Source organism: Paenibacillus rhizophilus, from assembly GCF_003854965.1.
GTDB lineage: Bacteria > Bacillota > Bacilli > Paenibacillales > Paenibacillaceae > Paenibacillus_AQ > Paenibacillus_AQ rhizophilus.
This window is the reverse complement of record NZ_RQPI01000001.1, coordinates 395,984-410,717: the sequence shown is the minus strand read 5'-3', so window position 1 is coordinate 410,717 and position 14,734 is coordinate 395,984. Positions and strand designations below refer to the sequence as shown.

Here is a 14,734-nt window from a genome sequence, read left to right as displayed (position 1 = left end):
CTCTCGGGATTTAGATCTGGTTTACAAGATCAAAAGTATGACGGACCGTATTGGCTTCCGCAAAGCCTTCCTTCTCACGCGCACGGGAGAGTGCGGAGGTCGGGCAGGCTTCCACGCATTTGAGGCAGCCTTTACAGTATTGATAATCGATCCCTTTCAGGAACATCATCGATTTGCCTTTTTTATTGATCTTCTCTTCCCAAACGAAGCACATATCCGGACAAACCGTGTCGCACTCCGCGCAGTTGATGCAGGACTCATTGTCATATACCGGCACTAGCCCGGAACGGGAAATGCTGAGATCCTTCAGGAAGGTTGTTCCCGGATTGATGATGTTGCCGCCAATCGGCTGGGTTTCGTATCCGAGCGGTGAAGTGTCAGAACGTACAAACTCCGGCATGCTTTCGCCTTCCGGCAGTTCAAACGTATGGAATTTCACTTCATTATAGCCACGGTCGAAAGTCGTGATGGCCGATTGGACCGCTTGAGGATATTTCTTGCCGAGCGACTTCTCGATAACGCTCTTCATTGTATTGGGATCAAGGAACGGGCAGAGGCGGAACAGACCACCCAGCATCGCCATGTTAACGCGGTTCTTCTCTTCCAGTGCGATAATGGTAGCATCGACAACGGCGATTGTGCCCGCGGTTACACCAAGCAGTTCCTTCAGTTCTTCGGGAGATTTCGCCGAGTTGACCAGCACTGTACTCTCTGCGGTAATACCGCTTGTTACATTAACAATCTTGCCCAAGGCTTCGTGGAATACGGCAACGACATGCGGCCGTTCTACCGGGGAGGTATCGCGGATCGGCGTATTCAAATCGCAGAAACGGATGTGCGCCTTAACCGGCGAACCTTTCTTCTCTGAACCGTAAGACGAGAAGCTGACGCCGTTCATGTTCGCGCCCACTACTCCAGCTTCAGCAAGCATTTTACCGGCCAGATTCGCGCCGAGACCTCCTATGGATTCGAGACGGATCTCGAAAAACCCGAGTTCGTTCACTTTCGGTAATTGTACCACCGACATAACCCCTTTCTTCTGTGTCAGCTAGAATAACATCCTGAATGACTTTTTCAAAATTGTACCTTGATTCTACAACAAGTGAAGTGATAAATCTTGCATTCGGCAGTTCAAGAGAATCATAATAATTTATAAAATGCCAATAATTCTCTTATAAGCGACAGAGCGGCGTAACAGCGAGAGGAAGAAATCTCCCATGAAAATCATTGAATGTGTACAAAATATGTCTTTCGCTCGCCTGTGACATTTGTTACCTTTAATCTAACAAAAAAATTAAAAATTAAGATGTTAAATTTGTCACATTAATATTGATCAAAATCACCTTATATGAAAGAAAAAAATGATGAACCGCATTACTGCTGATTTTTGCAGCAAAAAAACTTCCCCCGGGGCCGTTTCAGCGCCGAAGGAAGCCTCTTTTTTCCCGCTTTTCCGTTGTCTCAGAAAAATGAATGTAATGCAAAATGATTTTCACAAAAAAATCAAAAATAAAATGCTAATTTCCCCTTCCTATTCCCGGTCTGCCAGCATATGCTCCTTGATCAGCTCCTGCTTCCGGTTCCAGACCGTCTCGCTAAGGCTAACCCGGTATACCTCCGGATTCAGCTTGCGCAGGTATTCCGGCCAGAACAGGTCCATCTGCTCACGATGATAGCGGCGAATCTCTTCAAGTCCCGGAAGATTGTATACCTGAAAACCGTTCACAAAGATAGGTTCCAGCATCGCCAGCGCCTCATAGCGTTCCACGTTCTTCTGCAAATAGGGATGCAGCGGGTTAAATAGCTTAAGCGGACGGCCGTTTCGCGGACGGTCCTCATCCGGGAAGCTGATATAATCGGACATCGCTTTTCCGTTCGTGCCGATAATGCGGTAAACCTCCTTTTTGCCGGGTGTGGACACCTTCTCCGGATTGGAGGAGATCTTGATGGTAGGCACCATCTCTCCGTCCTTCGATTCAATCTCCACCAGCTTGTACACGCCCCCAAGCGCAGGCTGGTCGGATGCGGTAATCAGCTGTGTGCCGACACCCCAAGTGTCAATCGCCGCCCCCTGCTGCTTCAGGTTCGAAATCGTGTTCTCATCCAAATCATTGCTGGCGACGATTTTGACATACTCCAGCCCCGCTTCGTCCAGCATCCTACGCGCCTGAATGGACAGATACGCCAAGTCGCCGCTGTCCAGCCGGATCGCATTCATCCGCTTGCCCACGGCTTCCAGCTTCTTCGCTGTGGCAATCGCGTGCGGCACGCCGCTGCGCAGTGTATCAAACGTGTCGACAAGCAGCGTGACTCCGTCCGGCAGCACCTTCGCGTAGGTATCGAACGCCTCCTGCTCGCTGCCGAAGCTCTGCACCCAGGAATGGGCGTGGGTTCCCTTGGCGGGAATGCCGAACATCCGGCCTGCCAGCATATTGGATGTGGCGTCGAAGCCGCCGATATAGGCCGCACGGGTCCCCCAAATGGCCGCATCGGCTTCCTGGGCTCTGCGGGTGCCGAATTCAAGCAGAATATCGTCCCCCGCCACCTGCTTGATCCGCGACGCCTTGGTTGCGATCAGCGTCTGGAAGTTCATAAAATTAAGAATCGCCGTCTCCACCAGCTGGGCTTCCATAATCGTGCCCTCCACCCGGACCAGCGGCTCTTCCGGAAACACTAGAGCGCCTTCTTTCATCGAATGAATCGTGCCCTGAAAATGGAATTGCAGCAGCTCTTCCAGGAAAGCCGGCGCGTAATTCTCTTCCTGTTCCGACAGGTAGCGGATATCTTCCTCCGTAAACCGGAGAGAACCGATATAACCCACTATCCGTTCCAGGCCGGCAAATACGGCAAAGCCGTTGCCGAAGGGCAGCTTGCGGAAGTAAGCCTCAAACACGGCGCGGCGCTTATGGGTGCCGTTCACCCAATGGGCGTACATCATATTGATCTGGTATTTATCCGTATGCAGAGCAAGCTCTCTGTTCAACTCATCATCTCCTGTCATTGCTGCCCACTTATCCGTTCTCAGGCAGAAAAAGCGGCTATCCGCCGCTTCCCATCCGTTTACCGTCTATATTTTTTAAACCTTATTCGCGTCTTTGACCACCTTCGCGCCCAGGCTTCCGGCAAAATGCCCGAGCGCCCATGCATGTCCTTCGGGATTAAAGCTGGCTACGGCGTCCTCATGCACAACGATGGAGAAGCCTTTATTGTAAGCATCCACGGCCGTATGCAGGACGCATATATCCGTGCAAACGCCGATCAGGTGCAGCTCGGTGATCCCGCGTTCCCGCAGCTTCAGTTCCAAATCCGTTCCGCAAAAAGCGCTGTAGCGGGTCTTATCCATCCAATAGATGTCATTCCGGCGGGCTTCATACACATCCTTCAGCCTTCCGTAAAGCTCCCGCCCTTCGCTCCCCTGGAGGTTATGCGGCGGAAACAGCCTGCTCTCCGGATGAAAGGCATCATCCTTGTCGTGCAAATCGACGGCCATGACCACATAGTCGCCGTTCTCCGCAAAATCCCCGGTCAACCGGCAGATCCGGTCCTCAATCTCGATCCCCGGCTGTCCCACCGGCAGGCTGCCGTCGACAAAATCCTTCGTGTAATCGATTACGATCAGCGCTCGCATCCAAGCGGCCTCCTCCCGTATACTCCCAGCTTCTCCCCTTCTTCCTAACTTCAACCGTAAATCAGGTATAAATGGACAAGAGCGGCTGATGATCGGTAAACATGTACAGCTGAGCCGGACGCTGCGAGTATTGATTGGAGCTCAGCGGATTGCCGTCCGGGTCCCGCACTTCCTGCAAAATGCCCTGGCGACTGCGTGTGGAAGTGATTTTGCGGATAAAGTTCGGTTCCTTGAATTCCGGAACTACCGTCTGAATCACCTGATACAGCTCGCTCAGCGTAAAATGAGGCGGCAGGAACTGCTTCGCAATCGTTGTCTGCAGCATTTGCTGCTGAATCCGCAGGTAAGCGTCCGTAATAATATTATGGTGGTCAAAGGCCAGCTCCAGCTCCTCCAGCGCCTCCTGAAGGGTAAACAGACCGACCTCCCCCGCATCGTCGGAAGCCTGTCTTTGCTCAAGCATCCATTCCTCCACCAGCGCGAAAAAAGCGTGGCTGATGATCCAACCGCGCGGGTCCCGCCCTGGCGTGCTGTAAACCCCCAAGTATTCCAGGTGGCCGCCGTCGACTCCCGTCTCTTCCTTTAATTCCCGTGTAGCCGCGTCATATATCGATTCGTTTTCCTGACAGAAGCCCCCAGGTAGAGCCCACATTCCTTCACAAGGCCATTTCTTCCGCCGAATCAGCATCACCTTCAGTTCACGCAGCGGAAGTGTCTTCGTAACAGTCTTCCGTTCGCGTTTGGTCAACGTGAACATGACGATATCGGCCGGAACGCCGTCCGGAGTGCGGTATTTTTTGGCGTTGTAGTGTTGTTCCCCGTTCTCGCTCACCATTGATCCATCCTTTGCCGCAGCTAAATTGCGTTATTGTATCCTTAAATGTACCAAACCTAAACTTCGAAAATCAACAACCTTGTTACGAAAAGTTACATATTCCTTTCTTCATAAAGGCTTGGAGCGGATAATTTCAGTTTGACTCGGACACCGGTACGATAATGACCCTGCCGCTTATCGTAAGCGCAGGGTCATTTCTCAATTACCGGAGTGCCGCCCTGACCGGGCGCTTGCCGGTTATGCTATTCGCCGCATTTAGATGGCGGGGCTTCGGTTCCGGCCTCGACATTGATTTTCTCCGAGACGGTGTCCCGGATGACGGATACGACCAATTGCAGCAGGTAATTGATGTCGGTTTGGCTCTGCTGAAATTCGGTGACAAGCGGAATGCCGTCGATCTCGCCTTGAAGCTCGTTGATCTCGAGCTCGATTTTGGCCACCATATCGTTATTCCCGAAGCTCTCGAAGGCGACGATCTCCTTCTGCTTCTTCTTCATTCTGGAAATCAATTCCTGAACGCGTTCATGGTTCCGGATTTTCTCCTCCGCCTGCTGAAATTGCCTGACTTCCTCACTGGTCGAAATCAACGACGCGAGTTCCTTTGCTTTTGCCAGGATGTCGTCACGCACAATCAGATCGCGGGTATCATAGGTCATCATCCCGTATTTGTTCATACGGCCTTTTTCCTCTGTCATACCGGGTCGCTCACTTTCGTATTTGGAGTTAATGGACGGCGGCGGTTTCGGTAACGCAGACGCCTTTGATATACCAGGTCTTCGTATCGGTGATGCGCACGTTCACAAAGCTTCCTACAAGCTCTTTCGGCCCTTCAAAATGAACCAGCTTGTTGCTTCGGGTCCGTCCGGACAGCACGGCGGCGTTATTCTTGCTCTCGCCTTCGACCAGCACTTCCACCGTTTGCCCGAGCATCCGCTCGTTGCCGATCCGGCTCTGTTCGCTGATCAGCCCGTTCAACCGACGCAGCCGGTCGCTCTTGACCTCTGCCGGCACATTGTCCTCCATAGCGGCCGCCGGGGTTCCTTCACGGGGAGAATAAATGAACGTGTAGGCCATGTCGAAACCGACTTCGCGCACCAGCGACATCGTTTCCTCGAACTGCTCCTCCGTCTCGCCGGGGAAGCCGACGATAATATCCGTGGTCAGCACAAGGTCCTTGACCGATGCTTTCAGCTTGCCGACGAGTGTCAGGAAGGTCTCCCGGCTGTACTTGCGGCTCATTTTTTTGAGAATGGCGTTGCTTCCGGATTGAACGGGCAGATGGATGCTCTCCATCAGGTTGCCGCCCTTGCCCAGCACTTCCACAAGCTTATCGTCAAAATCGCGCGGGTGGGAGGTCATGAACCGGATACGCGGGATGTCAATCTTCCGCAGATCGTCCATCAAATCGCCAAACGTGTAATCGATATCGGCAAAATCCTTGCCGTAAGCGTTCACGTTCTGCCCGAGCAGCGTCACTTCCTTGAAGCCCTGGCGGGCCAGCTCGCGAAGCTCCGCGATCACATCCTCGGGACGGCGGCTTCGTTCCTTGCCCCGGGTGTACGGCACGATGCAGTACGTGCAGAACTTGTCACAGCCGTACATAATGTTGACCCAGGCGCGCATGCCCTCCCTTTTTTTCGGCAGGTTCTCGATAATGTCGCCTTCCTTGGACCAGACTTCCACTACCAGCTCTTTGCTGAACACCGCTTCCTTGATCAATGCCGGAAGACGGTGGATATTATGCGTGCCGAAAATCATATCGACAAACCCGTGCTTCGCCATGATCCGGCTTACGACTCCCTCTTCCTGGGACATGCATCCGCTGACGCCGAGCAGCAGGCCCGGTTTCTCCGTCTTCAGATGCTTGAGGTGGCCGAGTTCCCCGAATACCTTGTCTTCGGCGTTCTCCCGGATGGCGCAAGTATTGAGCAATATAATGTCCGCCTCGTTCCGGTCCTCGGTGCTCCGGTAGCCCATCTGCTCCAGCATGCCCTTCATCGTCTCGGTATCATGCTCGTTCATTAGACAGCCGTAAGTCGTGATGTGGTATAGCTTGCCTTCGCCGAAAACTCTCATGTCCTCGGGAATGGCAAAATCGTAGTGGACCTCTATATCTTCCTTGCCGCGCCGTTTGCCTTCCTTATAGTCGGGCTGGCTGTTTACCTGAATGGTTCGCCCCTTGATGCGGTAGGTGGTCTTCCCCTCTTGTTCGCTGATCACCTTGGCTCCGCTAAAATCGAAGTATTTGGAGTAATCCTTGGCACCCTTGCCGGATTTTAAGTCCGGTGAGTTACTCTCCTTGGTCATGCTGTCACATCCTCTATTCGAAAACGATGATTTTTGGGTTCGCTTGCAATTAAAAATTATAACATAGTGCCGCGGGATATATCCATATACTCAAATTTTAGGTGTTTTCGAATGCTGCAATTTCAGTATGGGAGTTTTAAGTGCCTTAGGTACTAAAAAGTACGTACTATTCGTAATGTGCGTTTGAACATACAATGAATTTGCCGGTGGTGCTTCGAGATTTCAAATGGATTTCAATGAAAGTGTAAGGATGTAAGTGTAAAATTTCACAATCTAAAACAGGAATAAGGAGAGGATTTATTATGTTTACCAAGATTTTTGAACCGGGAAAAATAGGCAATTTGGAAATTAAAAATCGGCTGATTGTCCCCCCGATGCTGTCCGAATATGCCGCGGAAGACGGCAGACTGACTGAACGGTATATTAGATACTACGAGGAAAAAGCCAAAGGCGGCTGGGGCCTGATCATCGCCGAGGATAATGCAATAGAGCCCAGAGGCGCCGGATTTAAAAATATAGCCGGGTTATGGTCCGATGAACTCATGGAAGAACATAAAGAACTGGTTGAACGGGTGCATAAGGCAGGAGCTAAAATAGCGGTGCAAGTGTATCATGCGGGCAGAGAAGCGAGCAGTGAAATCATGGGGATGAGACCGGTAGCCCCTTCGGCCATTCAAGATCCGACTCAGTCTGAAACTCCTGTTGAATTGACCACTGAGGAAGTGAAGGAATTGGTGGAGAAATTCGCACAGGCCATCAGAAGATGTAAAGAAGCAGGCTATGATGCCATCGAGCTTCATGGAGCACATGGATATTTAATCAATCAATTCGTCTCCCCTTTCTCCAACAAGAGAACCGACGCCTATGGCGGAAACCTGATGAACCGGCTGCGGTTCCCGCTTGAAATCATAGCCAGAGCCAAAGAATTGGTCGGCGATGAGTTCCCGATTATTTACCGGATTTCTGCTGATGAGCTGGTGGAAGGCGGACTGACCATCGAAGATACGAAAGTGATCAGTCAGGTGTTGGAGCAAAGTGGCGTGGCTGCAATTCATGCTTCTGCCGGGGTTTACAAGAGCGGAGCAATCGTATCTGCGCCTACAGCGATCAGAACGGCCGTATTCTCCGACTATGCCAAAGAAATTAGAAAAGTGGTCAACATACCGGTATTCGCCGTAAACAAAATCATTTATCCACATGTGGCGGAGTCGATTCTAAAGGAAGGCAAGGCGGACTTCGTGGCAATGGGCCGGGCTTCTACAGCAGATCCTCAATTCCCGAACAAGGTGAGGGAAGGACGGCTGGATGAAATTATTTTCTGCATCGGCTGCAGACAGGGCTGTCAATGGAGAATCGCTCAGCAAAACCCTGTTTCCTGCTTGGTCAACCCGCTGACGGGCAAAGAAGGTGAGTATGAGCTTAAGGAAGCTGAAGTTAACAAGAAAGTCATGGTAATCGGCGGCGGTCCCGTTGGGATGGAAGCAGCCATTATCGCCGCAAAACGCGGTCATGATGTAACTTTGTACGATAAGAGCGATAAGCTTGGCGGACAGTGGCTCCTTGCCGCAATCCCTCCCGGAAAAGAACTCTTAAATACATTTACCGTGTGGCAAAAGGGCGAGCTTGACCGGTCAGGGGTAAAAGTCGTGTTAAATACAGAGGTAACTAAAGAATTCGTAGAACAAGCGAACCCGGATGAAATCATACTCGCTTCGGGCGCCGCTCCAATCATTCCCGGAATACCGGGCGCGGGCAAAGCTCATGTATATACTGCAAATGATGTATTGTTGGGAAAAGTAGATCTGGTCGATCCTGCGGTTGTCATTGGCGGCGGGTTGGTAGGAGCGGAAACCGCAGAACATATTGCGGTTCACAATCGGAAAACCTCCATCGTTGAGATGCGTCCGGAAATTGCAGCAGACATGGAGCCGGCATCCAAGCAGTTCCTGATGGAATCCTTAAAGCGTAATGAAGTGACCGCGTATGTAAATTCAAAGGTTCTGGAAATAACGGATACTCATGTAATCATTGAAACGGAAAAAGGACAACAATCGCTGCCTGCTTCTTTGGTCGTTTTGGCCATAGGATCAAAGTCCAATAACGCATTAGCTTCGGAACTTGAAGATAAGTACAGCATTAAAGTAATTGGCGACGCCGCTGTTGTCGGCAAAGCTTTGGAAGGCATAAACCTTGCTTACAAAACCGCTTTGGCAATATAACGGAAGCGCCTGATTATTTGACCAACTCCGTAAACGTCGCAGAAACCGCCTCGGCCAGCCTGCCGGGAGGGAGTTCCACCTGCATGCCTATTTTACCGGCGCTTACCGCCATTTTTCCCAGCGTTTCAGCGCTTTGGTCGATGAAAGTTGGGTAATGTTTTTTCATACCGACCGGAGAACAGCCGCCCCGGATGTATCCGGTCCATTTTTGCAGATCCTTCATGGGGAGCATTTCAATTTTCTTCTCACCGGCGGCCTTGGCCGCTTTTTTTAAATCCAGCTCTTCCGCAACCGGAATGACAAAGACATACAGATTGGAGCCGCTGTGCGAGACCAGTGTCTTGAACACGCTCTCCGGCGGTCTTCCGACCTTCTCCGCAACGGCCGTTCCGTGAATTTGACCGTCCTCGTTGTCATAGGCAAGGACTTCATAGGATATTTTTTGGGCGTCCAGTATTCTCATCGCATTCGTTTTACTAACCTGCATAGCTGATTCAAAAGCCTCCATTCGCCATAATCTCATACTTTACATTATACTTTTTAGCTTTGAGAATTCCCAGACCCGGGAAACGGACAGGTAATTTCGGTAAAATTGACAATCGCAGCAGATTTTTAGGAAACGGTTAACACGCGTCTAACGTTCCGGATTTATACTGTAACCAGACCGGCATTTGAAAGGAGTGAAGTCAATGCCTAATCTATGGATGCATATCGAATATGGACGGCGCTTAAAGGATGATCTGAAATCTTACCCACCTTTTAGAGACAGCTTATCCGACTATACTCTCCTCTACCAGCTCGGCTGTCAGGGTCCGGATTCCCTGTTCTATCACGGCTTTCTTCCTTGGAGCAAAGATGTCGGCGCGTCCCGGCTTGGCGATTTCATGCACAGCCGCAGCTGCGGCGGGGTGTTGATGGAATTCTGGGACAGGGTCCTTCTGCTTCCGCTGCAAGAACGCATACCGGCGGCAGCTTATTTTGCGGGCTTCATGACTCATCATTTGCTGGACCGAAATCTCCATCCTTATATCAATTGGAAATCCGGCTACAAACATAGGGACCATCAACGGTTCGAGATCGCTCTTGACACGGTGTTTATCAAATGGCTGAACGGCAGGAATACATGGAAAATGCCCGGATGGATGGAGATTGACGCCGGACTGTCTCTCCCCTCAGATGTTGTGGATATTCTGCATGCCACCGCGTGTGCTTTTTATCCCGAGATGGCAGACTTTCCAAGATCATGCTGGCAGGAAGCTTACCGTGATATGGTTTTTGCGCAAAGATTGCTGTTCGACCCGCACGGCTGGAAGAAAAAAATCGTTCACGGACCAGACGCCGGATTATTCTACCGCAAACTCTCTGCCGCCGAGGAAAAGCTGGATTATCTAAATGAACGGAATACCCCATGGAGACATTCGGCGCTTTATTCGGAGGTCAGAACGGAGAGTGTGCCGCAGCTGTGGGAACAGGCGCTTACAGAAGGTCGGTTGGTGATGAAGGCGCTGTCTGACTGGATTCAAGCGGAGACCCGCATTGAGGCTGAAGTGAAGCGTGAGCAGTTCCGGGTTAAGCTCGGCGACCGCTCCTACGATACGGGCAAAGAGTGCGGTTCGAATCTGGTCAATCAGTATGCCGAGCCAATCTGGGGAACGGCTTCAGGAAGCTGGTAAAATGAAGGGCGATGCGCTTATGTAAGTTACGTTTATGACGTTAAAGAAAGCTGAAGGATATAAATAAACCGCGAGGCAGCGTTCCGTTAAGGACGGGCTTCGCGGTTTTTGTTGCGCTTGAAGGCTCGCCTGCATCATCGACAACCCCATTAAGAAACGATGCCTTCCGTTCCTCCGGCTGCCGGCTGTCCACCCGGCGGTCCGCCCTGTTGTCTGCTATCGCTCTTTCCCTTCTCCACATCTACCTTCGCTGCAATCGTGATGCCGAGACCAAAGAACAGCAGCAGCGAGAGTATACCCATCCGGGAACTGCCGGTAAGCTGGCCGATCAATCCGAAAGCGAAAGGCCCGAAGATTGAGGAAAATTTGCTTGTAATGTTGACAAAGCCGAACAGTTCTCCCGTACGGCCCCTGGGCATCAAATCGCTCAGCATCGAACGCGAGATGGCTTGGCTTCCTCCCTGAACAAGCCCGACCATGATTGCGAGCGCGTAAAAATGCGAGGCGCGGGTCATTAAGTAACCGAGTGCTACGATCAGCACATACATGAACAGCGAGGCCAGCAGAGTCCGTTTCGCTCCGAATTTCACCGCGGCTTTTCCGAGCAAAAGTGTGCTTGGGAAGCCTACAAACTGCGTAATGAGCAGCGCCAGTATGAGGTCGCTCGTGCCGATGCCGAGCGTCGTTCCATAAATGGTCGCCATCAATATTATAGTGTTGATCCCGTCGTTGTAAAACCAGAAAGCTGCAATCAGCTTGAACAGCTGGGGGTAACGCCGGATGTCCCGGTAAGCTCCCGCGATGCGCTTAATACCGGCTCGTACATACCCCGACGCACTTAGCCCTTCGGTCTGGCGCTCCAAGTTCGGCACCCGGCGCATGATGGGCAGCGAGAACAGCAGCCACCACACTCCCACTGTAACAAAAGACCAGCGAGTGCCCGTCAGTCCGTCGCTCATGCCGAACAGGGAAGGCTTCTGGATCATTAGGAGGTTTAACGCGAGCAGAAGCCCTCCGCCCACATATCCGGCTGCGTAGCCTTTAGCCGAGATTTCGTCCCTTCGTCCGGGAGGCACTAGGTCGGGCAGCATCGAGTCGTAGAACGCGTTGCTTCCTGCGAATCCGAGCGTCGATAGTACAAGCAGAGCCGAAGCCGTCAGCCAATCGCCTCTTTCAACCAAAGCGAAGCAGGCTGTGGATGCGACACCAATCAGCGCAAAGCCTGTTAAAAAGGTCGTCTTCCGGCCCGAAAGATCCGAAATCGCGCCAAGCAGCGGCGACAACAAGGCAACCAGAGCCATTCCGACGGCATGAGTATAAGCCAAGTAGGATGCCGCTGTTGTCTTGTCCAATCCTTCACCCGCAACCGAACTGTAAAATACGGGAAGCACAGCCGCCAACACCGTCGTCGCATAAGCGGAATTGGCCCAGTCATACATAATCCAGGCCCGAACAGCAGATTTATTCACACTTTCACCCTTCCTCTCCAAAGCCCGCTGCCCGGTCAAGCGGCTGAGAGCCCGGCATCTTTGCATCTATTATACCGAATATACAGCAAAGGAATATTCAATAAGTGTTCACTCAGTATAAAAATTCGGTAGATATCCAATATAGAAAGTGCGGGAAAGTCCTTCGCAAAATATGCTGCTGTCAGCCGCGGGGCGGAAACGGATCGTTGCCATAGCTGTGGGATTCGGAGATTTTACCGCCACCGGGTCAACCAGATTAAGCAGTCAGGAGCACGAAGAGAGTTTAAGCGCATGAAAAAAGCGGAGGATCGCTCCCCCGCTTTCTTAAACAAGATATAAATAAAGTTCAGTTCTGGCAACGACGGAATTAGTCGACGATTTCAGCCGTATCCCCGTTGTTTGCTCCTGCAGCATTTGCTTCGTCCGTGTCAATATGCATATCAAGCGCGAAATTGTCGGATACGCGGGCAATGACGTTCTCAAGAACAAGACCGCGATCGCCGCCGAGGCGCACTTTCAACAGCTGCTTGTCTGCAATGCCCCATTTCTCAGCATCGGATGTATGGAAATGAATATGACGGGCCGCAACAATTACGCCCTTTTCCAGTTCAACTTCGCCTGCCGGTCCTTTCAGCGTAAGGCCGGGTGTTCCTTCAATGCTGCCGGATTCGCGAACAGGCGCCTTAACACCGATTGCGAATGCGTCCGTGCGGGAAATTTCAACCTGAGATGCTGGACGCGCCGGTCCCAAAATTCTAACTTTGTCGAACTTGCCTTTGCTGCCGATTACCGCAACGGTTTCATTTGCAGCGAATTGTCCGGGTTGGGAGAGCGGTTTGAATTCGGTCAGCTGGTAGCCGGGTCCGAAGAGCGCCTCCACATGTTCTTGCGTAAGGTGAATATGTCTAGCCGACACACCTACGGGTACTGTCTTACTCATACGTCAAGTCACTCCTTGTTTTTCTCTATAATCTGTACAAGCCAAGAAACATTATACAATGATTTAACCAAAAATAAAAAGGAACCTGCTCATTTCAGGCACCTTTTTGGGAATAGTTCGCATTTTCGTCAATTCATCCGTCCTAGAAACGGTCTATCTTATTCCACCTTCGGCGCAGATGGCAGGTTGCTTGCCAAATAAATGACAGCATTCCCGTGCAGCCATCCTTTTACCGATTCCTCGGAATAATGACGAAGCAGCAGCTCCGCGAAGGACGGATAATGGCCAGGATGCTCCAGCCCCTTGATCCAGGAATCGATACCGTCAAAATCGGAGCCGAACATTAAATGCTTCTCGCCCCCTAACGTACATACATGCTCGATATGCCTCAGCAAGTCCTCCGGGACAACCTCTTTCCTATCGGTCACGAACCACGGGACAAAGGTAAGCCCCATGCGTCCATCCATGCCGATTACCGCTCTGATTTGATCGTCAGTCAAGTTTCGCGGATGAGCGCAGATGGATCTAGCATTCGAATGGGAAGCGATAATCGGACGCTTCGACAATTCAGCCAGTTCCCAAAAACCGGCTTCCGACAAATGGGAGACATCCAGGAGCATACCGCTGCCGTTGCACCATTCAACAAGCTCACGGCCTTTTTCCGTAAATCCGCCGTTTCGCTTCTCGAGCACCCCGTCTGCCGCCCAGTTGGCATAATTCCAGGTCAGCCCGAGAAAACGCACTCCGAGCTCAAAGATCAATTCCGCATAGAAAAGATTCCCCTCCAGCCCGTCGGCTCCTTCAAGCGACAACATTCCCCAACCGGGCCCGTCATTCAGCACGCCGGCCAATCCGGCTGCCTCTTCCCTCCAGCGCAGCGGCCGCAGACCTCCTGTGTTCGCCACGCCGCCGCGAAATTTTTCGATCTGTCTGAGCACCTGCTCAAATCGGGGCTTCCCCCATTTTTGCGATAAATAAATGGCAAAGCACTGCAGCCCCACTCCGCCCTCAAGCAGTCTCTCTCCGGTTACATCCAGCCGATGATCGCCCTTAAAATGAATTGAAGGTTCCTCCGCCATCTTGCTCAGCGCATCGCAATGAAAATCCACTACCGGGAAATGAATTTGCCCTTGTTCCTGCAACTTCCCTGGATTCATCGTTCCTGTCCTCCTTTTCCGCTCAAAGCAAAAAGCCCGTCTACTTGCGTAAACAGGCTCAGGCAGTATACTTCTATTTATTATCTGGGCTCAACGATTAATTTAATGGCTGTGCGATCTTCTCCATCAATGACAATGTCGGTAAAGGCTGGGATACAAATCAGGTCGACGCCGCTTGGAGCGACAAATCCCCGGGCAATAGCTACAGCTTTGATCGCTTGATTCAGAGCTCCTGCTCCAATGGCCTGAAGCTCGGCCGCCCCACGTTCGCGAAGAACACCCGCTAATGCGCCGGCAACGGAATTCGGATTGGATTTAGCTGATACTTTTAATACATCCATAGTAAGTACCTCCCCTGGGATAAAGAATGGTGTTCTTCCACTACTTTGATGTTATTCGCGTACAAAAGAAAAATTCCTTCTTTTTGCGAACCCCTATGCAGAAATTGGTACAAAAGATGCTAGTTAATGATATAAAAAAGATCACACTTTATTTCCAATCGATGC

General features: G+C 51.4%; 13 protein-coding genes. 2 read left to right on the top strand and 11 right to left on the bottom strand.

The window, feature by feature from the left end; genetic code table 11:
- Positions 1-10 precede the first annotated feature (10 nt).
- From EH198_RS01965 to miaB, 6 genes are all read right to left on the bottom strand, one after another.
- Positions 11-1,021, bottom strand: a complete 1,011-nt coding sequence (locus EH198_RS01965; protein ID WP_124693868.1) for a 2-oxoacid:acceptor oxidoreductase family protein — start codon at positions 1,019-1,021, stop codon at positions 11-13.
- 510 nt (positions 1,022-1,531) lie between these two features.
- The gene (locus EH198_RS01960) at positions 1,532-3,001 is read right to left on the bottom strand and encodes a nicotinate phosphoribosyltransferase (protein ID WP_124693867.1); all 1,470 of its coding nucleotides are present in this window, start codon (positions 2,999-3,001) and stop codon (positions 1,532-1,534) included.
- A gap of 75 nt (positions 3,002-3,076) precedes the next feature.
- Positions 3,077-3,628 (bottom strand): cysteine hydrolase family protein, encoded by a 552-nt coding sequence (locus EH198_RS01955; RefSeq protein WP_124693866.1) that lies wholly within the window; start codon positions 3,626-3,628, stop codon positions 3,077-3,079.
- Positions 3,629-3,689: 61 nt separating this feature from the next.
- Entirely contained in the window at positions 3,690-4,463 is a 774-nt protein-coding gene (locus EH198_RS01950; protein WP_124693865.1) for an NUDIX domain-containing protein, read from the bottom strand.
- A 242-nt stretch (positions 4,464-4,705) separates the two neighbouring features.
- Positions 4,706-5,158, bottom strand: a complete 453-nt coding sequence (locus tag EH198_RS01945) for a YlbF/YmcA family competence regulator (RefSeq protein WP_124693864.1) — start codon at positions 5,156-5,158, stop codon at positions 4,706-4,708.
- Between the two features lie 28 nt (positions 5,159-5,186).
- Entirely contained in the window at positions 5,187-6,770 is a 1,584-nt protein-coding gene (miaB, locus tag EH198_RS01940; protein WP_124693863.1) for a tRNA (N6-isopentenyl adenosine(37)-C2)-methylthiotransferase MiaB, read from the bottom strand.
- Between the two features lie 302 nt (positions 6,771-7,072).
- Between miaB and EH198_RS01935 the strand changes: the two genes are divergently transcribed.
- On the top strand, positions 7,073-8,989 hold the full coding sequence (locus EH198_RS01935) for an oxidoreductase (RefSeq protein ID WP_124693862.1): 1,917 nt from the start codon (positions 7,073-7,075) through the stop codon (positions 8,987-8,989).
- A 13-nt stretch (positions 8,990-9,002) separates the two neighbouring features.
- Here EH198_RS01935 and ybaK read toward each other — a convergent pair whose 3' ends face one another.
- Positions 9,003-9,476, bottom strand: a complete 474-nt coding sequence (gene ybaK / locus EH198_RS01930) for a Cys-tRNA(Pro) deacylase (RefSeq protein WP_124693861.1) — start codon at positions 9,474-9,476, stop codon at positions 9,003-9,005.
- 202 nt (positions 9,477-9,678) lie between these two features.
- Here ybaK and EH198_RS01925 point away from each other — a divergent pair, with 202 nt between their 5' ends.
- Positions 9,679-10,662: a zinc dependent phospholipase C family protein gene (locus EH198_RS01925; protein ID WP_124693860.1), complete on the top strand. Its 984-nt coding sequence runs from the start codon at positions 9,679-9,681 to the stop codon at positions 10,660-10,662.
- Positions 10,663-10,811: 149 nt separating this feature from the next.
- Here the strand turns inward: EH198_RS01925 and EH198_RS01920 are convergent, their stop codons facing one another.
- From EH198_RS01920 to EH198_RS01905, 4 genes are all read right to left on the bottom strand, one after another.
- Positions 10,812-12,131, bottom strand: coding sequence for an MFS transporter (locus EH198_RS01920; RefSeq protein ID WP_124693859.1), 1,320 nt, complete (start codon positions 12,129-12,131; stop codon positions 10,812-10,814).
- Between the two features lie 367 nt (positions 12,132-12,498).
- Positions 12,499-13,071 (bottom strand): phosphate propanoyltransferase, encoded by a 573-nt coding sequence (gene pduL / locus EH198_RS01915; RefSeq protein WP_124693858.1) that lies wholly within the window; start codon positions 13,069-13,071, stop codon positions 12,499-12,501.
- Positions 13,072-13,229: 158 nt separating this feature from the next.
- A complete protein-coding gene (locus tag EH198_RS01910) occupies positions 13,230-14,228 on the bottom strand; it encodes a dipeptidase (RefSeq protein WP_185702710.1) in 999 nt (332 codons plus the stop codon).
- 80 nt (positions 14,229-14,308) lie between these two features.
- Entirely contained in the window at positions 14,309-14,569 is a 261-nt protein-coding gene (locus EH198_RS01905) for a stage V sporulation protein S (RefSeq protein ID WP_025335291.1), read from the bottom strand.
- Positions 14,570-14,734: the final 165 nt, after the last annotated feature.

What these genes read in the sequence shown, in the direction of transcription:
- EH198_RS01960 (WP_124693867.1), bottom strand. Translation starts at nt 3,001, where the DNA reads ATGACAGGAGATGATGAGTTGAACAGAGAGCTTGCTCTGCATACGGAT.
- EH198_RS01955 (WP_124693866.1), bottom strand. Translation starts at nt 3,628, where the DNA reads ATGCGAGCGCTGATCGTAATCGATTACACGAAGGATTTTGTCGACGGC.
- EH198_RS01950 (WP_124693865.1), bottom strand. Translation starts at nt 4,463, where the DNA reads ATGGTGAGCGAGAACGGGGAACAACACTACAACGCCAAAAAATACCGC.
- EH198_RS01945 (WP_124693864.1), bottom strand. Translation starts at nt 5,158, where the DNA reads ATGACAGAGGAAAAAGGCCGTATGAACAAATACGGGATGATGACCTAT.
- miaB (WP_124693863.1), bottom strand. Translation starts at nt 6,770, where the DNA reads ATGACCAAGGAGAGTAACTCACCGGACTTAAAATCCGGCAAGGGTGCC.
- EH198_RS01935 (WP_124693862.1), top strand. Translation starts at nt 7,073, where the DNA reads ATGTTTACCAAGATTTTTGAACCGGGAAAAATAGGCAATTTGGAAATT.
- ybaK (WP_124693861.1), bottom strand. Translation starts at nt 9,476, where the DNA reads ATGCAGGTTAGTAAAACGAATGCGATGAGAATACTGGACGCCCAAAAA.
- EH198_RS01925 (WP_124693860.1), top strand. Translation starts at nt 9,679, where the DNA reads ATGCCTAATCTATGGATGCATATCGAATATGGACGGCGCTTAAAGGAT.
- pduL (WP_124693858.1), bottom strand. Translation starts at nt 13,071, where the DNA reads ATGAGTAAGACAGTACCCGTAGGTGTGTCGGCTAGACATATTCACCTT.
- EH198_RS01910 (WP_185702710.1), bottom strand. Translation starts at nt 14,228, where the DNA reads ATGAATCCAGGGAAGTTGCAGGAACAAGGGCAAATTCATTTCCCGGTA.
- EH198_RS01905 (WP_025335291.1), bottom strand. Translation starts at nt 14,569, where the DNA reads ATGGATGTATTAAAAGTATCAGCTAAATCCAATCCGAATTCCGTTGCC.